24 protein-coding genes are annotated in these 20,934 nt (G+C 68.3%); 13 read left to right on the top strand and 11 right to left on the bottom strand.

Annotated elements, in window-relative coordinates; translation table 11 throughout:
• Positions 1 to 15 precede the first annotated feature (15 nt).
• Together ahpF and ahpC are read right to left on the bottom strand one after the other, a co-directional pair.
• Complete coding sequence (gene ahpF, locus J3A72_RS21025; RefSeq protein WP_014646004.1) at positions 16 to 1,608, bottom strand: alkyl hydroperoxide reductase subunit F; 1,593 nt, start codon at positions 1,606 to 1,608, stop codon at positions 16 to 18.
• A 224-nt stretch (positions 1,609 to 1,832) separates the two neighbouring features.
• Positions 1,833 to 2,396: an alkyl hydroperoxide reductase subunit C gene (ahpC, locus tag J3A72_RS21020; RefSeq protein ID WP_005408159.1), complete on the bottom strand. Its 564-nt coding sequence runs from the start codon at positions 2,394 to 2,396 to the stop codon at positions 1,833 to 1,835.
• 322 nt (positions 2,397 to 2,718) lie between these two features.
• Between ahpC and prmC the strand changes: the two genes are divergently transcribed.
• The 6 genes from prmC (at position 2,719) to J3A72_RS20990 (ending at position 5,426) form a co-directional block, all read left to right on the top strand.
• Positions 2,719 to 3,576 (top strand): peptide chain release factor N(5)-glutamine methyltransferase, encoded by an 858-nt coding sequence (gene prmC, locus J3A72_RS21015; protein ID WP_075077237.1) that lies wholly within the window; start codon positions 2,719 to 2,721, stop codon positions 3,574 to 3,576.
• A 48-nt stretch (positions 3,577 to 3,624) separates the two neighbouring features.
• Positions 3,625 to 4,566, top strand: coding sequence for a prolyl aminopeptidase (gene pip / locus J3A72_RS21010; protein WP_140222899.1), 942 nt, complete (start codon positions 3,625 to 3,627; stop codon positions 4,564 to 4,566).
• A gap of 31 nt (positions 4,567 to 4,597) precedes the next feature.
• The gene (locus J3A72_RS21005; RefSeq protein WP_154583310.1) at positions 4,598 to 4,738 is read left to right on the top strand and encodes a hypothetical protein; all 141 of its coding nucleotides are present in this window, start codon (positions 4,598 to 4,600) and stop codon (positions 4,736 to 4,738) included.
• A gap of 31 nt (positions 4,739 to 4,769) precedes the next feature.
• Positions 4,770 to 4,910 (top strand): hypothetical protein, encoded by a 141-nt coding sequence (locus J3A72_RS21000; protein ID WP_164232709.1) that lies wholly within the window; start codon positions 4,770 to 4,772, stop codon positions 4,908 to 4,910.
• A 203-nt stretch (positions 4,911 to 5,113) separates the two neighbouring features.
• The gene (locus J3A72_RS20995; protein ID WP_181160701.1) at positions 5,114 to 5,254 is read left to right on the top strand and encodes a hypothetical protein; all 141 of its coding nucleotides are present in this window, start codon (positions 5,114 to 5,116) and stop codon (positions 5,252 to 5,254) included.
• 31 nt (positions 5,255 to 5,285) lie between these two features.
• Positions 5,286 to 5,426, top strand: coding sequence for a hypothetical protein (locus J3A72_RS20990; protein ID WP_209572158.1), 141 nt, complete (start codon positions 5,286 to 5,288; stop codon positions 5,424 to 5,426).
• Between the two features lie 315 nt (positions 5,427 to 5,741).
• On the opposite strand, the gene J3A72_RS20985 is transcribed toward J3A72_RS20990, so the two are convergent.
• Positions 5,742 to 6,626 carry a LysR family transcriptional regulator gene (locus J3A72_RS20985; protein WP_014646007.1) on the bottom strand — a complete coding sequence of 295 codons (885 nt, stop codon included), beginning with the start codon at positions 6,624 to 6,626 and terminating at the stop codon, positions 5,742 to 5,744.
• A gap of 105 nt (positions 6,627 to 6,731) precedes the next feature.
• Here J3A72_RS20985 and J3A72_RS20980 point away from each other — a divergent pair, with 105 nt between their 5' ends.
• A complete protein-coding gene (locus J3A72_RS20980) occupies positions 6,732 to 8,150 on the top strand; it encodes an MFS transporter (RefSeq protein WP_075075871.1) in 1,419 nt (472 codons plus the stop codon).
• Positions 8,151 to 8,286: 136 nt separating this feature from the next.
• Here J3A72_RS20980 and J3A72_RS20975 read toward each other — a convergent pair whose 3' ends face one another.
• From J3A72_RS20975 to J3A72_RS20960, 4 genes are read right to left on the bottom strand one after another with little or no spacing between them, the layout of a single operon-like run.
• Positions 8,287 to 9,084 carry an N-formylglutamate amidohydrolase gene (locus J3A72_RS20975; protein WP_032956976.1) on the bottom strand — a complete coding sequence of 266 codons (798 nt, stop codon included), beginning with the start codon at positions 9,082 to 9,084 and terminating at the stop codon, positions 8,287 to 8,289.
• Complete coding sequence (locus J3A72_RS20970) at positions 9,077 to 9,631, bottom strand: NUDIX hydrolase (protein ID WP_075075870.1); 555 nt, start codon at positions 9,629 to 9,631, stop codon at positions 9,077 to 9,079. Before J3A72_RS20970 ends, J3A72_RS20975 begins: the two co-directional genes overlap by 8 nt.
• The gene (locus J3A72_RS20965; RefSeq protein ID WP_075075869.1) at positions 9,628 to 10,563 is read right to left on the bottom strand and encodes a 5'-3' exonuclease H3TH domain-containing protein; all 936 of its coding nucleotides are present in this window, start codon (positions 10,561 to 10,563) and stop codon (positions 9,628 to 9,630) included. The genes J3A72_RS20970 and J3A72_RS20965 overlap by 4 nt, the downstream gene beginning before the upstream one ends.
• Positions 10,560 to 11,141, bottom strand: a complete 582-nt coding sequence (locus J3A72_RS20960) for a nitroreductase (protein ID WP_053495036.1) — start codon at positions 11,139 to 11,141, stop codon at positions 10,560 to 10,562. Before J3A72_RS20960 ends, J3A72_RS20965 begins: the two co-directional genes overlap by 4 nt.
• A gap of 331 nt (positions 11,142 to 11,472) precedes the next feature.
• Here J3A72_RS20960 and J3A72_RS20955 point away from each other — a divergent pair, with 331 nt between their 5' ends.
• Positions 11,473 to 13,794 carry a DUF1631 domain-containing protein gene (locus tag J3A72_RS20955; RefSeq protein ID WP_032956973.1) on the top strand — a complete coding sequence of 774 codons (2,322 nt, stop codon included), beginning with the start codon at positions 11,473 to 11,475 and terminating at the stop codon, positions 13,792 to 13,794.
• Between the two features lie 52 nt (positions 13,795 to 13,846).
• A complete protein-coding gene (locus J3A72_RS20950) occupies positions 13,847 to 14,926 on the top strand; it encodes an NAD(P) transhydrogenase subunit alpha (RefSeq protein WP_069118521.1) in 1,080 nt (359 codons plus the stop codon).
• Between the two features lie 120 nt (positions 14,927 to 15,046).
• On the opposite strand, the gene J3A72_RS20945 is transcribed toward J3A72_RS20950, so the two are convergent.
• Genes J3A72_RS20945 through J3A72_RS20935 form a run of 3 tightly spaced genes read right to left on the bottom strand, consistent with a single transcriptional unit; the run spans position 15,047 to position 16,413 of the window.
• Positions 15,047 to 15,499 carry a DUF3106 domain-containing protein gene (locus J3A72_RS20945; RefSeq protein ID WP_014646015.1) on the bottom strand — a complete coding sequence of 151 codons (453 nt, stop codon included), beginning with the start codon at positions 15,497 to 15,499 and terminating at the stop codon, positions 15,047 to 15,049.
• 3 nt (positions 15,500 to 15,502) lie between these two features.
• On the bottom strand, positions 15,503 to 15,832 hold the full coding sequence (locus J3A72_RS20940) for a membrane protein (protein ID WP_049408479.1): 330 nt from the start codon (positions 15,830 to 15,832) through the stop codon (positions 15,503 to 15,505).
• A complete protein-coding gene (locus J3A72_RS20935) occupies positions 15,829 to 16,413 on the bottom strand; it encodes an RNA polymerase sigma factor (protein WP_080376389.1) in 585 nt (194 codons plus the stop codon). The genes J3A72_RS20940 and J3A72_RS20935 overlap by 4 nt, the downstream gene beginning before the upstream one ends.
• 98 nt (positions 16,414 to 16,511) lie before the next feature.
• Between J3A72_RS20935 and J3A72_RS20930 the strand changes: the two genes are divergently transcribed.
• Both J3A72_RS20930 and J3A72_RS20925 read left to right on the top strand, forming a co-directional pair.
• Positions 16,512 to 16,832, top strand: coding sequence for an NAD(P) transhydrogenase subunit alpha (locus tag J3A72_RS20930; protein WP_014646018.1), 321 nt, complete (start codon positions 16,512 to 16,514; stop codon positions 16,830 to 16,832).
• A complete protein-coding gene (locus tag J3A72_RS20925) occupies positions 16,829 to 18,289 on the top strand; it encodes an NAD(P)(+) transhydrogenase (Re/Si-specific) subunit beta (RefSeq protein ID WP_032956961.1) in 1,461 nt (486 codons plus the stop codon). The genes J3A72_RS20930 and J3A72_RS20925 overlap by 4 nt, the downstream gene beginning before the upstream one ends.
• 260 nt (positions 18,290 to 18,549) lie before the next feature.
• On the opposite strand, the gene J3A72_RS20920 is transcribed toward J3A72_RS20925, so the two are convergent.
• Positions 18,550 to 18,969: a hypothetical protein gene (locus J3A72_RS20920; RefSeq protein ID WP_075075868.1), complete on the bottom strand. Its 420-nt coding sequence runs from the start codon at positions 18,967 to 18,969 to the stop codon at positions 18,550 to 18,552.
• Between the two features lie 122 nt (positions 18,970 to 19,091).
• Here J3A72_RS20920 and sufT point away from each other — a divergent pair, with 122 nt between their 5' ends.
• Both sufT and J3A72_RS20910 read left to right on the top strand, forming a co-directional pair.
• Entirely contained in the window at positions 19,092 to 19,643 is a 552-nt protein-coding gene (gene sufT, locus J3A72_RS20915) for a putative Fe-S cluster assembly protein SufT (protein ID WP_005415385.1), read from the top strand.
• A 59-nt stretch (positions 19,644 to 19,702) separates the two neighbouring features.
• A complete protein-coding gene (locus tag J3A72_RS20910; RefSeq protein ID WP_049440133.1) occupies positions 19,703 to 20,797 on the top strand; it encodes a branched-chain amino acid aminotransferase in 1,095 nt (364 codons plus the stop codon).
• Positions 20,798 to 20,934 lie beyond the last annotated feature (137 nt).

Genomic DNA, 20,934 nt, shown 5'->3' with positions numbered 1-20,934 from the left:
TCTGGGAACGGTGGATCAGGCTGCTTCAGCAACGGCACCGCTGCTGTTGCTCACCGACGAGCGGATCAGGTGGTCGAACGCACTCAGTGCGGCGGTCGAGCCGGCGCCCATGGCAATGATGATCTGCTTGTAGGGCACCGTCGTGCAATCGCCAGCGGCGAACACGCCCGGCAGGTTGGTCTGGCCGCGGTCGTCGATGACGATCTCGCCGCGCGGCGACAGCGCCACCACATCCTTCAGCCACTCGGTGTTGGGCAGCAGGCCGATCTGCACGAAGATGCCTTCCAGCTCGACGCGGTGGGCATCGCCGCCGACGCGGTCCTTGTAGACCAGGCCGGTGACGCGGCTGCCGTCGCCCAGCACTTCAGTGGTCTGCGCGCTGGTCAGCACGGTCACGTTGCCCAGGCTGCGCAGCTTCTTCTGCAGCACTTCATCGGCGCGCAGGCTGGAATCGAACTCCAGCAGGGTTACATGCGACACGATGCCGGCCAGGTCGATGGCCGCTTCCACGCCGGAGTTGCCGCCGCCGATCACCGCCACGCGCTTGCCCTTGAACAGCGGGCCATCGCAGTGCGGGCAGTACGCCACGCCCTTGTTGCGGTACTGGTCTTCGCCCGGCACGTTCATCTGCCGCCAGCGCGCGCCGGTGGACAGGATCACCGAACGCGACTTCAGTACCGCGCCGTTTTCCAGCTGCACCTGCACCAGGCCGTCTTCGCCGGCCGGCACCAGCGCACTGGCGCGCTGCAGGTTCATGATGTCCACCTCGTACTCGCGCACGTGCTGCTCCAGCGCCGTGGCCAGCTTGGGGCCCTCGGTCTCCTTGACCGAAATGAAATTCTCGATCGCCATGGTGTCCAGCACCTGGCCACCGAAACGCTCGGCGGCGATGCCGGTACGGATGCCCTTGCGTGCGGCGTAGATCGCCGCTGCAGCGCCGGCCGGGCCACCGCCCACCACCAGCACGTCGAAGGCGTCCTTGGCGGCGATCTTCTCGGCATCGCGCTTGCCGGCGTTGGTGTCCAGCTTGGCCACGATCTGCTCGAGGGTCATGCGGCCCTGGTCGAAGATTTCACCGTTGAGGTACACGGTCGGCACCGACATGATCTCGCGCTTCTCGACTTCGTCCTGGAACAGGGCGCCATCGATGGCCACGTGCTGGATGCGCGGGTTGAGCACCGCGGCCAGGTTCAGCGCCTGCACCACGTCCGGGCAGTTCTGGCAGGACAGCGAGAAGTAGGTCTCGAACCGGTAGTCGCCTTCCAGGTTCTGCACCTGCTCGATCAGCTCGGCAGTGGCCTTGGACGGGTGCCCGCCGACCTGCAGCAGCGCCAGCACCAGCGAGGTGAACTCGTGGCCCATCGGCAGGCCGGCGAAGGTCAGGTGGATGTCCTGGCCCGGGGTGCCCAGGTCGAAGGACGGCACACGGCCCTGCCCATCGCGCAGCACCTGCAGCGAGATCTTGTCCGACAGGCTGTCCAGGGTCTGCAGCAGTTCCAGCATTTCCTGCGACTTGGCGCCGTCGTCGGCGTGCGCGGTGATCTGGATCGGGCGGGTCACGCGCTCCAGATAGGTCTTCAGCTGCGACTGCAGGTTGGCGTCCAACATCGGTCTTCTCCTGGCTTCAGGCAAACAGAGGGCGTGGCACCGCTGTACAAGGTAGCGGACCAGCTGGGGGTAGGGGTGAACCCAAGACAGCGACCGTGGAAGGGGCTGGCTGGCCAAGGCGGGCGAGCGTTGGCTGTCTTGGGTTCACCCCCACGCCGGCGGGGGGACCGGCACGGGGATGAAGGGCGCGCCGCGGCGTGGGGCCACGGCAGGCCGGTACTGCCTTAGATCTTGCCGACCAGGTCCAGCGACGGGGTCAGGGTCTTCTCGCCTTCCTTCCACTTGGCCGGGCACACCTGGTTCGGGTTGGCGGCGGTGAACTGGGCAGCCTTCAGCTTGCGCAGGGTCTCGGACACGTCACGGGCGATCTCGTTGGAGTGGATCTCCAGGGTCTTGATCACGCCTTCCGGGTTGATGATGAAGGTGCCGCGCAGGGCCAGGCCTTCTTCCGGAATGTGCACGCCGAAAGCGTTGGTCAGCTGGTGGGTCGGGTCGCCGACCAGCGGGAACTGGGCCTTGCCGACGGCCGGCGAGGTCTCGTGCCACACCTTGTGCGAGAAGTGGGTATCGGTGGTGACGATGTAGACCTCGGCGCCGGCCTTCTTGAACTCGGCGTAGTGGTCAGCTGCGTCCTCGATCTCGGTCGGGCAGTTGAAGGTGAAGGCGGCCGGCATGAAGATCAGGACGGACCACTGGCCCTTCAGGCTGGCGTCGGAAACCTTGATGAACTCGCCGTTGTGGTAAGCGTTGGCTTCGAACGGCTGGATCTGGGTGTTGATGAGGGACATCATTTTTCCTCTTGGTGAAGGGGAGTGGGTGAATCGACAGGAGCTAGGTTACCCATTCGCTGGCGATAAGAACAATGCATTGATTGCATCTATTTGATAGATGGAGTCTATCAAAATGCACTGAGCAGGAACTGAACCCGGCCGCTTTCATCCTGCAACTGACTGTGTGACAAGGAAAATCTCGCCGGACCGCTGCCTGGGGCCGATAGCCCCTCCTTATCCCGTCCGGCGTAACCTGAACGGATTCCGATTTTGTAGAGCCGAGCCCGCGCTCGGCTGCTCCAGAAGCAGCCGAGCGCGGGCTCGGCTCTACAATTGCGGAATGTCTTTCCAAACCGAACCCACCCTGCGCCAGATCGTGGCCGAGGCCAGTGTCCGCCTCGGCAGCGTCGAAGCCCGCCATGAGGCGGAGCTGCTGCTGCTGCATGTGCTGGAACGCCCACGCAGTTGGCTGTTCGCGCATGCCACCGATCCGCTGGCCGCCGCCGACCAGGCCGCCTTCGAGACGCTGTTGGCCCGCCGCGTGGCCGGCGAGCCGGTCGCCTACCTGACCGGCCGCCGCGGATTCTGGACGCTGGATCTGGAGGTCGATCCGGCCACGCTGATCCCGCGCCCGGAGACCGAACTGCTGGTCGAGCTGGCGCTGGGACGCCTGCCGCAGGACCGTGCGCTGCGGCTCGCTGACCTGGGCACCGGCAGCGGCGCGATCGCCTTGGCGCTGGCCAGCGAGCGGCCACAGGCACAGGTGCTGGCCACCGATGCCAGCCCGGGTGCGCTGGCCGTGGCCGTGCGCAATGCTGCGCGCCATGAACTGCGCAACGTCCGCTTCGCCGAGGGCGGGCACGATTGGTACGCGCCGTTGCAGGGCATGCGCTTCGACCTGATTGCGAGCAATCCGCCGTACATCGCCAGCGACGACCCGCACCTGCAACAGGGCGACCTGCGCTTCGAACCGGCCTCCGCGCTGGCGTCCGGTGTGGACGGCCTGGATGACATCCGCCGCATCATCGACGGCGGCCAGGCGCATCTGCTGCCCGGTGGCTGGTTGCTGATCGAGCACGGATGGGACCAGGGCGCGGCGATCCGCGCGCTGTTCGACGCCGCCGGTTTTGCCGAGGTGCAGACCGTGCAGGACCTGGAGCAGCGCGACCGGATCACCCTGGGCCGGCGACCGGCCTAGAATGGGGGTTCTCCTGCCCCGGCAGGGCATCACCCTGGAGCTGCAAGCATGCGTACGCTGTACCCCGCCATCACCCCCTACGACGTCGGCACCCTGAAGGTCGACGACCGCCACACGCTGTATTTCGAACAGTGCGGCAACCCGGACGGCAAGCCGGTGGTGATGCTGCACGGTGGCCCGGGCGGTGGTTGCAGCGACAAGATGCGCCAGTTCCATGACCCGTCCAAGTACCGCATCATCCTGTTCGACCAGCGTGGTGCGGGTCGATCCACCCCGCACGCGGACCTGGTGGACAACACCACCTGGGACCTGGTCGCCGATATCGAGAAGCTGCGCGAGCACCTGAAGGTCGATCGCTGGCAGGTGTTCGGTGGCAGCTGGGGCTCGACCCTGGCCCTGGCCTATGCCGAGACCCATCCGCAGCGCGTGACCGAACTGGTCCTGCGCGGCATCTTCATGCTGCGCCGCTGGGAGCTGGAATGGTTCTACCAGGAAGGCGCCAACCGCCTGTTCCCGGATGCGTGGGAGCATTACCTGAAGCCGATCCCGTCGGTGGAGCGGCATGACCTGATCTCGGCCTTCCACCGCCGCCTGACCAGCGACGACGAAACCACCCGCCTGGAAGCGGCCAAGGCCTGGGCGGTGTGGGAAGGCGCGACCAGTTTCCTGCACGTCGATGACGACTTCATCAACAGCCACGAAGACCCGCACTTCGCCCTGGCCTTCGCCCGCATCGAGAACCACTACTTCGTCAACGGTGGCTTCTTCGAGGTGGAAGACCAGCTGCTGCGCGACGCGCACCGCATCGCCGACATCCCGGGCGTGATCGTGCATGGCCGCTACGACGTGGTCTGCCCGCTGGCCAACGCCTGGGACCTGACCAAGGTGTGGCCGAAGGCGAAGCTGGAAATCACCGCGGCCTCGGGACATTCGGCGTTCGAAGCCGAGAACGTGGACGCGCTGGTGCGCGCCACCGATAGCTTCGCCTGATCGGTAGTGCCGGCCGCTGGCCGGCAATGCCTTGCCGGTCCGTTTCGCCGCCGCCCGATGTGGCTCGCCGGCCAGCGGCCGGCGCTACCGGATAGCCAAGGCCTCGGGCCATTCGGCGTTCGAAGCCGAGAACGTGGACGCGCTGGTGCGCGCCACCGATGGCTTCGCCTGATCGGTAGTGCCGGCCGCTGGCCGGCAACGCCTTGCCGGGTCGTTTCGCCGCCGCCCGATGTGGCTCGCCGGCCAGCGGCCGGCGCTACCGGATAGCCAAGGCCTCGGGCCATTCGGCGTTCGAAGCCGAGAACGTGGACGCGCTGGTGCGCGCCACCGATAGCTTCGCCTGATCGGTAGTGCCGGCCGCTGGCCGGCAATGCCTTACCGGTCCGTTTCGCCGCCGCCCGATGTGGCTCGCCGGCCAGCGGCCGGCGCTACCGGATAGCCAAGGCCTCGGGCCATTCGGCGTTCGAAGCCGAGAACGTGGACGCGCTGGTGCGCGCCACCGATGGCTTCGCCTGATCGGTAGTGCCGGCCGCTGGCCGGCAATGCCTTGCCGGGTCGTTTCGCCGCCGCCCGATGTGGCTCGCCGGCCAGCGGCCGGCACTATCGGATAGCCAAGGCCTCGGGCCATTCGGCGTTCGAGGCCGAGAACGTGGACGCGCTGGTGCGCGCCACCGATGGCTTCGCCTGATCGGTAGTGCCGGCCGCTGGCCGGCAACGCCTTGCCGGGTCGTTTCGCCGCCGCCCGATGTGGCTCGCCGGCCAGCGGCCGGCACTACCGGATACCCAAGGCCTCGGGCCATTCGGCGTTCGAAGCCGAGAACGTGGACGCGCTGGTGCGCGCCACCGATAGCTTCGCCTGATCGGTAGTGCCGGCCGCTGGCCGGCAATGCCTCACCGGTCCGTTTCGCCGCCGCCCGATGTGGCTCGCCGGCCAGCGGCCGGCACTACCGGATACCCAAGGCCTCGGGCCATTCGGCGCTCGAAGCCGAGAACGTGGACGCGCTGGTGCGCGCCACCGATAGCTTCGCCTGATCGGTAGTGCCGGCCGCTGGCCGGCAATGCCTTGCCGGTCCGTTTCGCCGCCGGCCGATGTGGCTCGCCGGCCAGCGGCCGGCGCTACCGGATACCCAAGGGTTCTGACCCCGCCGAAACCTTCATCCACGCATGGCGTGGATTTACCAATCCCCGGCCAGCAACGCGTCGGCCAGCACCTGCAGCTTTGGCGAGTGCTGGCGCGACGGTGGGTAGATCAGCGACAGCGCGCGGCTGCGGCCTTCGAGCGGCTGCAGCACGCGTTGCAGGCGGCCGTCAGCCAGCGCGTCGGCCACCGCGAAATCCATCACCTGCACGATGCCGATGCCGGCGATGGCCGCTTCTACCAGCGGATCGCCGCTGTCGAACACCATCCGCGTCGGTGGGGTGAAGTCGCGCAGTTGGCCCTCCTGCAGGAACTGCCAGTCCACCAGCCGGCCACTGCGCAGGTTGCGCACCGCCAGGCACGCGTGATCCCGCAGCGCGGCCACATCGTCCGGTGCGCCACAGCGGGCCAGATACGCGGGGCTGGCCACCGTCACCCAGCGCAGCGGACGCAGCGGGCGCGCGACGATGCGCTGGTCGGCGATGACGCCGGTGCGCAGGGCGGCATCGAAACCTTCCTCGACCAGATCGACCAGACGGTCACTGAGCACGGCCTCCACCTGCAGTTGCGGGTGCTGTTGCAGCAACGGCGCCAGCAGCGGTACCAGCACCTTGCGCCCGAACATCGAGGGCGCGCTGATCTTCAGGGTGCCCGCGGGCGTGCAGGGACGGTCGGCCAACTGGCGTTCGGCATCCTCCAGGCCACACAGCAGCGGTGCCACCTGATCGACGAACTGGCGGCCATCCGGGGTCAGCGCCACGTTGCGGGTGTTCCGCTGCAGCAGCTTCACCCCCAGCGTGGCCTCCAGCCGGCCGATCGCGCGCGACAGGCCGGACTGGCTCAGGCCCAGCTGCCCGGCGGCGACGGTGAAACTGCGGGCTTCGGCCACCTGCACCAGCATGCGCACTGCATTGAGGTCCATCGAAGTTCCATTCATGATGAAAATCATGACAGATATGGCTGGCAGGGGGTTTATTGATTCGGTCGCATCAATGAGACTGCGCTCCCCCACCGCACCAGACCGCCGATGCCTCCCCTCAAGTACCCGCGCTGGGCGCTGACCCTGCTGGCCACTGCCCAGCTGATCATCGCCCTGGATGCCACCATCATCTTCGTCGCCCTGCACGACATGGGTCGCGCGCTGCAGATCAACGCGCAGCAGCTGCAATGGGTAGTCAGTGCCTACACCGTGGCGTTCGGCGGCAGCCTGCTGCTGGGCGGGCGCGCCGCCGACCTGATCGGCCGCCGCCGCTTCTACCGGCTGGGCATGCTGCTGTTCGCGCTGGCGTCGCTGTTCGGCGCGCTGGCGCCGAATGCCACCCTGTTGATCATCGCGCGCGCGGCGCAGGGCATCGGTGCCGCGTTGCTGTTCCCGGCCACGCTGGCGCTGATCAACACGTTGTATGCGGAAGGCCCGGTGCGCAACCGCGCACTGGCGATCTGGAGCATGGCCAGTGCGGTCGGCCTGGCGCTGGGCACGCTGCTCGGTGGCGTGCTGACCCAGGCGTTCGGCTGGCCGGCGGTGCTGGCGGTGATCGTTCCGCTGGCCACCGCCTGTGCAGTCGCGGCCGGCGCGTGGTTGCCGGCCGATGGCCCGCGTGTGCAGGGCCGTTCCTTCGATCTGGCCGGTTGCCTCACCGTCACCGCCGGCGGCAGCCTGCTGGTCACCACCCTGGTGCAAGGGCCGGAGTGGGGCTGGACGGCCCGCGCCACGCTCATCTGCCTGCTGCTTTCAGCCGTACTGTTGACGGTGTTCGTGCAGATCGAAAAGCGCAGCCGTGACCCGCTGATGCAGTTTGCGCTGCTGCGCCTGCCCGGCCTGCGCGCGGCACTCGGCCTGACCTTCGCCTTCATGAGCAGCTATGGCGTGCAGTACTACTTCCTGGCGCTCTACTTCCAGGATGGTTACGGCTGGAGCCCGCTGCAGGCCGGCATGGCCTTCCTGCTGCCGACCGTGGTGTGCACCTTCGGCATCCGCATTGCCGAACGCATGCTGCGGCGCCGTTCGCCACGGCAGGTGCTGGCCTGGGGCTTCGCGGCCGGTGCCATCGGCATCACTGCGGTGGCGCTGGCGATGCCGCATGGCGCCGGTTACTGGCCGCTGCTGCCGGGCATCGTGGTGCTCAGCGTGGGCCAGGGCACGAGCTGGACGGCGATGTGGATCGTGGCCGGGCAGGGCGTGCCGGGGCCGCAGCAGGGTGTAGCGTCCGGCATGGCCGCCACCGCACAGCAGATCGGCGGCGCGTTGGGACTGGCGGTACTGGTGATGGTGGCCAACGCCGCGCGTGGCACGCAGGAGGCAACCAGTCCTGATGCGCTGCAGGGCATGGTCAATGCGCAGTACGGCGCCGCGCTGTTCGCCGCGCTCGGCGTGGTGATCGCGCTGGGCCTGCGCCCGGCGCCGGTCGAATCGGTTGCTGCCGTCTGCCCGGTCAACGAGGCTTGATTGAAGGCGCTGCCGTGGGTGGATGTGCCACGCCTGCGGTGGTGCCGGCCGCTGGCCGGCAACCTCGGGGTGGTTGGATCATTGAGGTTGCCGGCCAGCGGCCGGCACTACCGATACGGGATGGAACCACGCGCGTTCAACCCAGCGCCAGCAGCTCCGGTTGCAGCGCGCTGAAGATCCGCGCCAGCCGCTCCGCCCACGCCTGCTGCCCGGCGGCATCGGCGATCAGGTCCTGGCGGATCTCCAGTTCCACGTGCACCAGGCCGCGCCCTTCGCCGTGCACCGGTACCGCGTAGTCGCTGGTGCTGCTGACCGAATACGGTTCGTTGTCACCCACCACCAGGTCGCCTTCATCGCGCAGTGCCTGCAGCAGTGCATGCGCAAAGCGCGTGTCCTGGTGGTACAGCACGCCGGCGTGCCACGGCCGCTGCGTGCCGTTCATCACTGGCGTGAAGCTGTGCATCATCACCAGCAGGGTGGGGCGGCCGGCATCGCGGCGTGCATCCAGTTCCGCGTCGATGCGCGCATGGTAGGGCGCGTGGATCGCATCGATGCGCTGCTGCCGCTGTGCAGCCGACAGCCTGGCATTGCCCGGGACCACGGTGTGGTCGCTCACTTCCGGAATCAGCGTCGGCGAGGCCAGTGGGCGGTTGCAGTCGATCAGCAGCCGCGAATAGGTCTGTTCGATCGCCCATGCATCCAGCCGTTCGGCCAGTGCGCGGGTGGTGCCGGCGATGCCGATGTCCCAGCCGATATGGCGGTCCAGCTCGGCCTGGGCCAGGCCGAGCCCGGTCAGCGCGCGTGGCACCTGCTGGCCGGCGTGATCGGCCAGCAGCAGGTAAGGCGAGGCGCCCTGCGGCCGGTGGAGGGTATAGATCGCCGGGTCGTCGGCGCCCAGCAGCGCCGGCAGTACGTGCAGATCGGCGTCAGCCACGCGGGCGCCCGTCCAGGTGGTGCTCGATCATCCACAGGCCCGCCCAAAGCTTGGCATCCAGCTCATAGCCTTCGCCCATCTTCTGCACCAGCCAGGCCGCCGCCTGCGCGCGCGGAATCTCGTGCACGGTGATGTCTTCGCTGTCATCGCCGCCACCGTCGCCGATCCGGCGCAGGCCGGTGGCGCGTACGAAGGCGATCTTCTCGCTGCTGGCGCCGGAGGACGTCGGGCCGACCATCAGCACTTCGGCGTGATCGGCGGTCCAGCCGGTTTCTTCTTCCAGCTCGCGCACGGCCGAGACTTCGATCGATTCGCCGGCGTGGATGTCGCCGACCAGGCCGGCCGGCATCTCGATGGTGGGGGCCTGCAGCGGCACGCGGAACTGTTCGACGAACAGCACCTTGTCCTCCGGGGTCACCGCGATGATGATCGCGGCCAGGCCACCGGCATGGGTACGTTCGCTGTATTCCCAGGTGCCGCGTACCAGCATGCGCTGGTACTTGCCTTCATAGACGACACGCGGGGCTTCGGTGTTGCGCTGGCTCATGCGGGCTCGCTGTGGGTGGGAAGAATATCGGGTACGCCGGCGGCATCGAACAGCCGGCGGCGGGTCATCGGGCCGAAGCGCAGGGTCTGGCACAGGCCGCCGAGCAGCTCGGGGTCGGCGGTCTGGCGCAGCAGGCCGGGTTGGCTGCCTTCCAGCGGCGCGTCCAGCGCGATGGTGGTCAGCTGGCGCCAGAGCAGGGCGTGCTCGCGCTGATCGCGCAGGCGCACCGCCATCTGGGCGGCACCGCGCAGGCGCAGGAACGGCACTTCGTCCAGGCGTTCGTACAGCGCATCCAAGCTGCCGAAATGGGCCAGCAGCACGGCGGCGGACTTGCTGCCGACACCACTGACACCGGGAATGTTGTCCACCGCATCGCCGCACAGCGCCAGGTAATCGGCAATCTGGTGCGCGTGCACGCCGTGCCGTGCCTTCACGCCGGCCACGTCCCAGCGCTGGTTGCGGGCGTAGTCCCACTGTTCGTCGTGATCCAGCAGCAGCTGCGACAGGTCCTTGTCGGCGGAGATGATCACCCCGCGATGGCTGCCGCGGTGCACGTGCAGTGCGCTGCCGATCAGGTCGTCGGCTTCGTAGTCGTGGTGGGCGAGGACGGCAAGGCCCAACGCCGCGCACAGCGCCTTGCAGTGCACGAACTGGCGCTTGAGCGCTTCCGGTGCCGGATCACGGTTGGCCTTGTAGGCCGGATACAGGCGGTGGCGGAAGCCGCTGTCGAGCGCTTCGTCGAAGGCAATGGCGATGTGCCGCGGGCGCTCGCGCTCCAGCAGGTCCAGCAGGAAGCGGGCGAAGCCGTGCACGGCATTGGTCGGCCAGCCCTGCGCGTCCTGGAACTGGTCCGGCAGCGAGTGCCAGGCGCGGAACACGTAGATGCTGGCATCGACCAGGTACAGCGACGGCGGCGGTGCCGGCAGGGTCATGCCGGCGGCGTCCAGTCCTGCAGCAGGGTCGCTGGGTCGGGGCGCTCGCGCTCGGGCACGTCGGCCTTGGCGGTGCCGATGTGGATGAAGCCGGCGATGCGTTCACCCTCGACCAGGCCCAGGTGGGCCTGCACGACCGGATCGAAGGCCATCCAGGCCGTCAGCCACTGTGCGCCGAAGCCAAGCGCCTGCGCGGCCTGCAGCAGGGCAAAGCAGACGCAGCCGGCGGTCATCAGCTGTTCCTGTTCCGGCACCTTCGGGTCCGGGCGCGGGCTGGCGACCACCACGATCACCAGCGGGGCGTGGCTGAAACGCTGGCGGTCCTTCTCGAACACGGCCTCGCCGGCCTGCGGGTCGCGCTGGCGGCTGCGCTTGGCCAGGAAGTCGCCCAGAGTGTGACGTGCATCGCCGGCGATCTTCAGGAAGCGGAACGGCACGCGCTTGCCGTGGTCGGGCACGCGCACGGCCGACGCCAGCATCCGCTGCAGGGTGGCCGGGTCCGGGCCGGGCTCGCCCAGTTGCCGCGAAGGCACTGAGCGGCGGGCATCCAGGGCGAGCAGGGCAGCGGGGTCGGGCATGGAGTCTGAACCGGTCATCACGGGTGTTTGATTATAGTCGGGGTGGTCAATGACGCCGTCTGTGTCGCGTCCGGCCCCTGAATACCAAACTGTGATGAACATCATGCCACTGGCGGGAAACGGACAGCCGCTTCCCCTCGCCTCGTGGGCCTTGCACGGCTTACGATACCCCTCTTGCCGGGCCGCCGGTCATGAGGTTTGAAGTGAGGACTGTTTCACTGTCCGTGACGGGCTGGCCGGCCTACCATCGACGTTCCGGTACATGGGGTGTGCCGGTCGTCGCGATGTCCATGCTGTCTGTCGTACCAGAGAAGGTGGGGAGCCTTCCCGAATGATGAGCGTGCCCACACCGATGGGATCGCCGGGCCGTGACCCGGCCCAGCTCCAGCTTGCCCGGGACATGGTCCTGCCCGCGCTGTGCCAGGCCTTCGGGGCCGCGCTGGCGCGTTTCGACGATGCCCTGTTCGACCGCGCCGGCAATGCCGGCTCGTCGCAGTTGCTGTTCCTGGACGCGATGCGCGAACTGCGCCGCCGCCGTGAGGAGATCGCTGCCGCCTTCGCCGGCCACCTGCAGCAGGCGTGGGCCGCATTGGCGGCCGGTGAGCCGCTGTCGGCCGAGGCGACCCTGTCCGGGCCGGCCGAGGATGGCCTGAGCCTGCTGGCCGAACACGTACTGGAATCGCGGTTGGCGGTGCGCAATTTCGCCACTGTATTGCTGCGTGACTTCAAGCCGGTGCTGGCGCGGCTGGACCGCCGCCTGGGCCGGTTGATCGGCGGCGTGGAACTGGACGCCGACCACAATCCCATCAGCCCCGAACATCTGGGCGTGGCCATCCACGAGGCCTTTGCCGGCTGCGAACTGGCCCCGGAAGTGCATCTGGTGCTGATCAAGCTGTGCGAGCGCGACCTGCGTGCACCGGTCGGCCGCATCTACGAGAAGCTGGACGAGCAGCTGGCCGCAGCCGGCGTGATGTCGCAGATGGGGGCTCCGCAGCGCCCACAACCGCCGGCACCGGATCCGCGCATGACCGGGATGCTGGATGACCTGGTCGAGCATCGCCACGGCGCGGGCGTCGATCCGGGGTTCAGCGATGACGAGCAGGCCGCACCGGCTTGGGCGCAGCGCTTTGCCGCCCGCTGGTCCGAGCGCCGCGGGCATATGCAGCAGCATCTGGGCGGCGATGATGGCGCCGCCGGCGAGGCCTACGCCGGCCAGCAAGGCATGCTGCTGGAAGCGTTGCACGAACTGCTGCAGCAGACCCGCCATGTGCGTGAGGACGCCACGTCTGCGGCACAGGTGGCGGTCGGCCAGCAGCGCCCGCTCAGCCAGCGCGAAATGATGTCGGTGCTGTCGCTGCTGCAGGCCACGCCGAGCGCGACGCTGCGTGCAGCCATCGGCGAGGACGGCGAATCGCTGGCGCAGCGGCTGAAGAGCGAAGTGCTGTCCAGCGCCACCCAGCTCGGCGTCGATCCGGGCCAGACCCGGCTGGACCCGCAGGATGAGGATGCCATCGACCTGGTCGGCATGCTGTTCGATGTGATGCTGGACGAACGTGAACTGGAAGGCCGCTCGCGCGAACTGATCGGCCGCCTGGTCGTGCCTTTCGTCAAGGTCGCCATGCTCGACCGCCGCATGTTCGTGCAGAAGACCCATCCGGCGCGCAAGCTGCTCAATTCGCTGGCCGAGGCCTGCGAGGGCAACACCGGCGAGAGCCAGGCCGAGCGCATGCTGATGGCCAAGGTCGAGGAGATCATCGAGCGCCTGGTGGCCGAGTTCAACGAGAACCTGGCGATCTTCCTGACCCTGGAAGAAGAATTCCGCGAGTTCCTGGTGCAGCATCGCCGCCGCGTGGAAATCGCCGAGCGCCGTGCCGCGGAGACGCAGCGTGGGCAGGAAAAGCTGGAGATGGCCCGCAGCCGGGCCAGTGCGGAACTGGATCGTCGCATCGGTGATGCCACCCTTCCGCCGGCCATTGCCGAGTTCCTGCGCCAGCCCTGGCAGCACCACCTGACCCTGGCGCTGCTGCGCGAGGGCGAAGAAGGCGCGTCGGTGGCCGAGGCACTGAGCCTCGGCGACGGCCTGCTGGAGGAAGTGGCCGAGGCACGCCGGCAGATTGTCGGCAAGCCATGGCTGCAGGCCTGGCAGCCGGTGCTGGCCAAGGTGTTTGCCAGCGTCGGTGTGCACGGCGATGCGGCTACCGGTGCGATCGACGCCCTGCACGACACGTTGCAGGGCATCGCCGAGTCGCGGCCGGAACTGCAGCGCGCGCTGCCCGAGCTGCCGCAGGTCGCGCTGCCGGCACCGCCGGTGGCCGAATCGCCAGCGGTGGAACTCAGCGGGCAGATCGATGCCGACGATTTCGACAACGCCGATGCCGACCGCTTCCGACGCATGGAAATCGGCAACTGGTTGGACTTCGTCGACAAGGACGGCAAGGTCCAGGCGGGCAAGCTGTCCTGGGTCAGCCCGATTTCCTCGCGCCTGCTGTTCGTCAACCGTCGCGGCGTGCGCTTCTGCGTGGCCTCGCCAGAAGAGCTGGCGGTGATGGTGCGGCTCGGCCGCCTGCGTGCCCACGTTGACGATGGCGCCTTCGACAGCGCCATGCAGGGCGTGATCGACCGCCTCGACCCGGGCAGCACCACCCTGCACTGAGTGCTGGCTGCCTGCTAGGATCGGGAAAACTCACCGATCAGCGGGGACCTGCATGGCCGTGGCGTTGCTGGGGATCAAGGAGACCGCGCCGGGTGAACGGCGCGTGGCGTTGACACCGGAAACCGCGCGCAAGCTCGGTGCCCTCGGCATTACGGTCTGGTACGAGGCCGGTGCCGGGCTGGCCGCCGGCTTCACCGATGCCGCCTATGACGACGCCGGCGCACGTGTCTTCGACGCGGGCCGCTGGGCCGAGATCGATATCCTGCTGTGCGTGCAGGCACCTCCTGCGACGGTGCTGGAGCAGCTCAGGCCCGGTGCCAGCGTGGTTGGCCTGCTGGCACCGGCCAACGATCCGGCGCTGGCCGCGCTGGCGGCCGATGATCGCCTGCAGCTGTTCCCGCTGCAGCAGCTGCCGCGCACCACCCGCGCGCAGGCGATGGATGTACTCAGTTCGCAGGCCGGCATGGCCGGCTACAAGGCCGCGCTGATTGCCGCCGAACGCGCGCCGCGCTTCTTCCCGATGCTGACCACCGCCGCTGGCACCGTGCGGCCGGCCAAGGTGCTGGTGATCGGTGCCGGCGTGGCGGGCCTGCAGGCCATCGCCACCGCGCGGCGCCTCGGTGCACAGGTGGAAGGTTTCGATGTGCGCCCGGAAACCCGCGAGCAGATCCAGTCACTGGGTGCGCGCTTCCTCGATCTTGGCGTGAGCGCGACCGGTGAAGGCGGCTACGCGCGTGCGTTGACCGACGAGGAGCGCGCCGAGCAGCAGCGTCGGCTGGCCGACCACCTGCGCAGCGTGGACGTGGTGATCTGCACGGCTGCCGTACCCGGTCGGCCGGCGCCGACCATCGTGACCGCCGCGATGGTGGAGGGCATGGCCACCGGCAGCGTCATTGTCGATCTGGCGGCCGAGAGCGGCGGCAACTGTGCACTGACCCAGCCGGGGCACTGCATCGAACACCAGGGCGTGACCATCGATGGTCCGCTGGGCCTGGCCAGTCGCGGCGCGACCCAGGCCAGTGAGATGTATGCGCGCAACCTGCTCAACTTCGTTGCGCTGTTCGTGCGCGAGGGGCGGCTCGGTTTCGACTGGGACGACGAGCTGCTGGCAAAGACGCGCTGGCAGGCATGAATGACGTGGGGTCAGATCCCTTTGCCTCTGGCAAAGGGATCTGACCCCCTTCTCCCGCAATCTGCCAGGGGTCGGATCCCTTTGCGTCAGCAAAGGGCTCTGACCCCGTTCCCCGGGGCCTTACCGCGGCTTCGCCGGCGGCGGGTTGTCGCGCACCCAGTCCCGACGCTGCTCCGGCGTCATCTGCGACCAGCGCTCGCGCAGCGCGTCGCGCTGTGCCGGCGGCATGTTGCGCATCTGCCCGAACAGGGCGCGTGCCTGTTCACGCTGTTCCGGGCTCATGTGCTCGAAGCGGCGCAGGCCGCGGCGGGCCTTGTCGCGCTCCTCCGGGCTCATCGATTGCCAGCGCTGGCCGTGCGAGAGCATGCGCTGGCGCTGGCCGGCATCAGCGCTGTTCCAACGGTCGCGCAGCGGCGCCAGCAGGGACTCTCGCTGGGATTCGCTCAATTGCTCCCACGCAGGCAATGGCGCGACCGGTGCGGCAGGGGCGGGCGTGGCGTTCTGCGCCAGCGCCGGAACGGCCGGCAGCAGCGCCAGGGTCAACAGCAGTGGCAGGGCAAGCAGTCGGGACATGATTTACTCCATCGCCAGGTCGGTATCGCCCAGCCACAGGTACAGATCGGGATTTTCGTCGTAGAGCGCGCCGTTGTCTTCCACTGAAGCAAGCACGGGGTCCGGCGGCGGACCTGCAAGCGTGCCATGGCCGGTGAACTGCAGGCCAATGCCCAGTGCAACCACCAGTGAGCAGGCGCTGGCCAGCCACCAGCGCCAGCGCCCACGATGGGGGGTGGCCGTGGCGCCGTGGCGAGCTTGGCGCAGCCGGGCCAGCGTTGCCGGCGACAGCGCCTGCAGCGACTGCGCGTGCAGGCGGCGCAGGGTGTCATCGGAAGGCAGGGAGCGGTTCACGGGTGGGTCTCCAGGTAGTCCTGCAGCGCCTGCCGGGCGCGTGCCAGATGGGTTTTTACCGCGCCTTCGCTGCAGCCCATGGCGCGGGCGGTGGTGGCCCCGTCCAGGTCCTGCAGCACGCGCAGGCTGAAGGCCTCGCGCTGGCGGGCGGGCAGGGTGCGCAACGCGTCCACCAGCTGCTGGTACTGCTGGCGCTGCTCATGTGCCTGTGCCGGGTCCGGGCCGGGATCGGCCCAGTCGATCTCGCCGCCTTCCGCGTCCTGGTTGTCGCGCCAGAACGGCAGGCGGAAGCGGCGCCGCCGCTGCAGGTCGATCACCCGGCGGCGCAGGATGCTCCAGAACAGCGGCGCCCATTCGGCGGCCGGCTTGCCGGTGTAATCCAGCATGCGCAGCAGCGCGTCCTGCACCGCATCCATGGCGTCTTCGCGCTGGCGCAGGCCGGCCTCGGCGAAGCGGAACGCACGCGGGCCGACGCTGGCCAGGAATGCCTCCAGCGATGCCGGCAGGGCATCGGTCTCGGCGCTCGGGGGGGCGGGGCTGCTCACCAGCACAGGGTACGGTTCCTCGCTCGGGGTCACCATCGACAACGCGTGAGCGGCGCTCCGGTTGACGCCGGGTGCGCGCCGGGTTCAGCCCATGGTTATGATGGGCCGACGAAGACAGAGCAGGAGCGTTGCCGGTGAGTGACGGGTTCGTAGCGCTGTACATCTTCATGCTGGCAGCCATCGCCGGCCACGTGATCATTTCGCGGGTGCCGGTGATCCTGCATACCCCGCTGATGTCGGGCTCCAACTTCATCCACGGCATCGTGCTGATCGGCGCGATGGTGGTACTGGGGCATGCGCAGACGCCGCTGGAGAAGGCACTGGGCTTCCTGGCCGTGGTGCTCGGTGCCGGCAATGCCGCCGGTGGCTACGTGGTCACCGCGCGCATGCTGGAAATGTTCAAGCCGAGCGCGCCCAGGGGCGGCAAGGACGAACCGAAGGAGCCGCAGGCTTGAACATCAGCACCGTCGAACTGCTCGACTGGCTGGTCAAGGCCAGCTACCTGGTCGCCGCCACGCTGTTCCTGCTCGGCCTGCAGCGCATGGCCTCGCCGCTGACCGCGCGCAGCGGCATCCGCTGGGCCGGGCTGGGCATGCTGCTGGCCACCGCGGCCACCTTCTTCCTGCCCGAACTGCACAACGTGCCGTTGATCCTGGTGGCACTGCTGCTGGGTGCGGGCCTGGCCTGGTGGTCGGCCGGCAAGGTTGCCATCACCGACATGCCGCAGATGGTGGCGCTGTACAACGGCATGGGCGGCGGCTCGGCGGCGGCGATCGGCGCGGTGGAACTGCTGCGCTATGCCTTCCTGGCCCACCGCGATACCAGCCACTGGAGCGCGCAGGCGCTGGCCGACCTGGCCGCGCGCCAGCCGTCCGGCACGATGCTGCTGCTGGCGGTGGTCGGCGCGGCGATCGGCGCGGTGTCGCTGTCCGGCTCGGTGATCGCCTGGGCCAAGCTGGATGGACGGCTGGACAAGCGCGTGACCTGGCCCGGCCAGCAGGTGATGAACCTGCTGGTGGCGCTGGCGGTGGTGGTGCTGGCGATCATCGCGGCCAGTACGCTCAGTGCCTGGGCAATCGTCGCCTTCTTCGTGCTGGCACTGGCGCTGGGCGTGCTGATGACGCTGCCGATCGGCGGTGCCGACATGCCGGTGGTGATCTCGCTGTACAACGCGTTCACCGGCCTGGCAGTGTCGTTCGAAGGTTATGTGCTGGGCAACGAGGCGCTGATCATCGCCGGCATGATGGTCGGCGCGGCCGGCATCCTGCTGACCCGGCTGATGGCCAAGGCGATGAACCGGCCGATCCGCAACGTGCTGTTCTCCAACTTCGGCGGCGGTGCTGGTGGCGAAGCGCAGGCGATCAGCGGCGCGCAGAAGCCGATCGAAGCCCCGGATGTCGCGGCGATGATGGCCTACGCCGAACGCGTGGTGATCGTGCCTGGATACGGCATGGCCGTGGCCCAGGCGCAGCACAAGATCTGGGAACTGGCGCAGCGGCTGGGCCAGCGCGGGGTGAAGGTGAAGTTCGCCATCCACCCGGTCGCCGGGCGCATGCCCGGGCACATGAATGTACTGCTGGCCGAAGCGGGCGTGCCCTACGACCTGATCGCCGACATGGATGACATCAATCCCGAGTTCACCAACACCGATGTGGTACTGGTGATCGGTGCCAACGACGTGGTCAATCCGGTCGCGCGTACTGATCCGGCCAGCCCGATCTACGGCATGCCGGTGCTGGACGTGGTCAACGCGCGCAACGTGGTGGTGATCAAGCGCGGCAAGGGCACCGGCTTCGCCGGTATCGAGAATGCGCTGTTCTACGCTGACAATACCCGCATGCTCTATGGCGACGGCGCCGAAGCGGCCGCCTCGCTGGTGAGCGAGCTGAAGGCGCTCGACGGCGGGCATTGAAGACCGGGGTCGGATCCCTTTCCGCAGGACAGGGCTCTGACCCCTTTGCCGGCCAGCGGCCGGCACTACCCCCATCCGCGCGTGATGGTTGCATCTGGTAGGCGCGGACCTGGGGCCGCGCGCTTTTGCCGGCCAGCGGCCGGCACTACCGGATCCGCGCGCGGTGGTTGCATCTGGTAGGTGCGGACCTTGGTCCGCACGCTTTTGCCGGCCAGCGGCCGGCATTAACCCCCATCCGCGCGTGGCGTGGATCTACGCGCTCAGCGCGCCAGCCAGGCGCCGACGACCACGGCCACGGCCAGCCACAGCCATTCCATCGCGCCATTGGCCAGGGTGATCAGGGTCCAGGCCAGGTGCGGGCCCATCCGCGTCATGGCGTCCCACAGGTCCAGACCGATCGAGCCGCCCATCCAGGCGCTGGCGATGGCCCAGTTGGCCACGGCGGCCACCAGCAGGGTGCCGAGCACGACCAGGGCGATGCGCAACCGGCCCGGGCCCAGTGTGCCCAGGCGCAGCATGAACACCAGTTCCAGGGCGGACACTACCGCCATCCAGCCGACCTGCCGGCCGGTCATCAGCGCCAGGACCATCCAGGCGAGGGGAGCAACAAGCAGACCCAGCAACAGCATGAGGGACCAGAGCCAGGTGACGGTCCTGGCACGCGTGGCAATGGAGGACATCGAAGCTCCCTGAAGATCACCCACAGGATACTGTGGTTTGCCGCAGTGCACCGGCGGTGCCGGGGCGGCTGGGCTAGAATGCCGTCTTGCGTGGCCGCGGCCACGGCCCCATATCGGTCCCCATGTATTCCCGTAGCAGCGAACCTGTCCACTTCGAACGCGATTGCGAGGCCGTGATGGTCCCGCAGGGCGATACCGTGACCCTGCCTGCCGGCAGCTATGGGTACATCACCCAGGCGCTGGGCGGCAGCTATTCGGTGTTCGTCGAGGGCAACCTGTTCCGCATCGCCGGCAAGGACGGCGACGCCATCGGCAAGGAGGCGCCGGCACCGCTCGAGCTGCCGGCCGACGCCACCGATGAGCAGGTGGAACAACTGGTGTGGCAGCAGCTGCGCACCTGCTTCGACCCGGAGATTCCGGTCAACATCGTTGAACTGGGCCTGGTCTATGAAGTCGAGATCAAGCATCTGGACGAAGGCAAGCGCGAGATCGACGTGAAGATGACCCTGACCGCACCGGGCTGTGGCATGGGCGAGATCCTGGTCGACGACGTGCGCAGCAAGCTTGAAATGATCCCGACGGTGGCCGAGGCCGACGTCGACCTGGTGTTCGACCCGCCGTGGAACCAGCACATGATGTCCGAGGCGGCGCGGCTCGAGACCGGCATGCTTTGACCCAGGGCCCGCAGTGACGCGGGCCCGGCACTACCCGCAACCAGAACAGGAATCCTCCGGTGTCCCAGTCCATTCCCAGCTTCGCCGTCACCCGTTCGGACCACCCGCGCAGCGCTGAAGAGCGCGCCAAGATCCTGGAGAAGCCGGGCTTCGGCCTGCACTTCACCGATCACATGGTGGAAGTGCGCTGGGACAAGGATGCCGGCTGGCACAACGCCAGCGTGCGTGCCTACGGTCCGCTGCAGCTGGACCCGGCCGCGGCCGTGCTGCACTACGGCCAGGAGATCTTCGAAGGCATCAAGGCCTACCGCCATGCTGACGGCTCGATCTGGACCTTCCGCCCGGATGCCAACGGCCGTCGCCTGCAGCGTTCGGCGCAGCGCCTGGCGCTGCCGGAACTGCCGGTGGAGATCTTCGTCGAATCGCTGAAGCAGCTGATCGCCGTCGACAGCGAGTGGGTGCCGTCGGCCGACGAGTCGAGCCTGTACTTCCGCCCGTTCATGATCGGCGACGAAGCCTTCCTCGGCGTGCGCGGCGCGCACAAGGCCGGCTACTACGTCATCGCCAGCCCGGCCGGCCCGTACTTTGCCAAGGGCGTGGCCCCGGTGTCGATCTGGCTGTCCACCGAATACGCGCGCGCGGCCAAGGGCGGCACCGGCGCCGCCAAGTGCGGTGGCAACTACGCCGCCTCGCTGCTGCCGCAGCAGAAGGCGCAGGCGCAGGGCTGCTCGCAGGTGCTGTTCCTGGACCCGGTCGAAGGCAGGTACCTGGAAGAACTGGGCGGCATGAACGTGTTCCTGGTCTACAAGGACGGCACGCTGGTCACCCCGGAACTGTCCGGCAGCATCCTCGAGGGCATCACCCGCGAGAGCATCCTGCAGCTGGCGCGCGACCGTGGCATGAAGGTCGAAGAGCGCAAGGTCAGCATCGACGAGTGGAAGGACGGCGTGGCCTCCGGTGCGATCAGCGAAGTGTTTGCCTGTGGCACTGCGGCGGTGGTCACCCCGATCGGCCAGCTGAAGGGCGAGGGTTTCTCGGTGGGCGACATCAACGCGCCGGCCGGCGAAGTGACCATGTCGCTGCGCAAGGAACTGACCGACATCCAGTACGGCCGCCTGCCGGACCGGCACAACTGGCTGGTCAAGCTGGGCTGATCGCCCGCACCGGGTTGTAGACCCGAGCGCGCGCTCGGCTGCGTTGTTCCTGGAAAGCCCGTCCCTGTGACGGGCTTTCTGCGTTTTGGACAGGTGGGTGGGGTCAGATCCTTTTCCGTGGGAAAAGGGATCTGACC

Origin of the sequence: Stenotrophomonas sp. PvP093 (assembly GCF_017876915.1) — a bacterium.
Taxonomy (GTDB): domain Bacteria; phylum Pseudomonadota; class Gammaproteobacteria; order Xanthomonadales; family Xanthomonadaceae; genus Stenotrophomonas; species Stenotrophomonas muris.
This window is presented reverse-complemented; position numbering and strand designations above follow the sequence as displayed.

Excerpts from the sequence above, each read along its gene's own strand:
- ahpF (WP_014646004.1), bottom strand. The coding sequence starts at position 1,608 with ATGTTGGACGCCAACCTGCAGTCGCAGCTGAAGACCTATCTGGAGCGC.
- ahpC (WP_005408159.1), bottom strand. The coding sequence starts at position 2,396 with ATGTCCCTCATCAACACCCAGATCCAGCCGTTCGAAGCCAACGCTTAC.
- prmC (WP_075077237.1), top strand. The coding sequence starts at position 2,719 with ATGTCTTTCCAAACCGAACCCACCCTGCGCCAGATCGTGGCCGAGGCC.
- pip (WP_140222899.1), top strand. The coding sequence starts at position 3,625 with ATGCGTACGCTGTACCCCGCCATCACCCCCTACGACGTCGGCACCCTG.
- J3A72_RS20985 (WP_014646007.1), bottom strand. The coding sequence starts at position 6,626 with ATGGACCTCAATGCAGTGCGCATGCTGGTGCAGGTGGCCGAAGCCCGC.
- J3A72_RS20980 (WP_075075871.1), top strand. The coding sequence starts at position 6,732 with ATGCCTCCCCTCAAGTACCCGCGCTGGGCGCTGACCCTGCTGGCCACT.
- J3A72_RS20970 (WP_075075870.1), bottom strand. The coding sequence starts at position 9,631 with ATGAGCCAGCGCAACACCGAAGCCCCGCGTGTCGTCTATGAAGGCAAG.
- J3A72_RS20965 (WP_075075869.1), bottom strand. The coding sequence starts at position 10,563 with ATGACCCTGCCGGCACCGCCGCCGTCGCTGTACCTGGTCGATGCCAGC.
- J3A72_RS20960 (WP_053495036.1), bottom strand. The coding sequence starts at position 11,141 with ATGCCCGACCCCGCTGCCCTGCTCGCCCTGGATGCCCGCCGCTCAGTG.
- J3A72_RS20955 (WP_032956973.1), top strand. The coding sequence starts at position 11,473 with ATGATGAGCGTGCCCACACCGATGGGATCGCCGGGCCGTGACCCGGCC.
- J3A72_RS20950 (WP_069118521.1), top strand. The coding sequence starts at position 13,847 with ATGGCCGTGGCGTTGCTGGGGATCAAGGAGACCGCGCCGGGTGAACGG.
- J3A72_RS20945 (WP_014646015.1), bottom strand. The coding sequence starts at position 15,499 with ATGTCCCGACTGCTTGCCCTGCCACTGCTGTTGACCCTGGCGCTGCTG.
- J3A72_RS20935 (WP_080376389.1), bottom strand. The coding sequence starts at position 16,413 with ATGGTGACCCCGAGCGAGGAACCGTACCCTGTGCTGGTGAGCAGCCCC.
- J3A72_RS20920 (WP_075075868.1), bottom strand. The coding sequence starts at position 18,969 with ATGTCCTCCATTGCCACGCGTGCCAGGACCGTCACCTGGCTCTGGTCC.
- sufT (WP_005415385.1), top strand. The coding sequence starts at position 19,092 with ATGTATTCCCGTAGCAGCGAACCTGTCCACTTCGAACGCGATTGCGAG.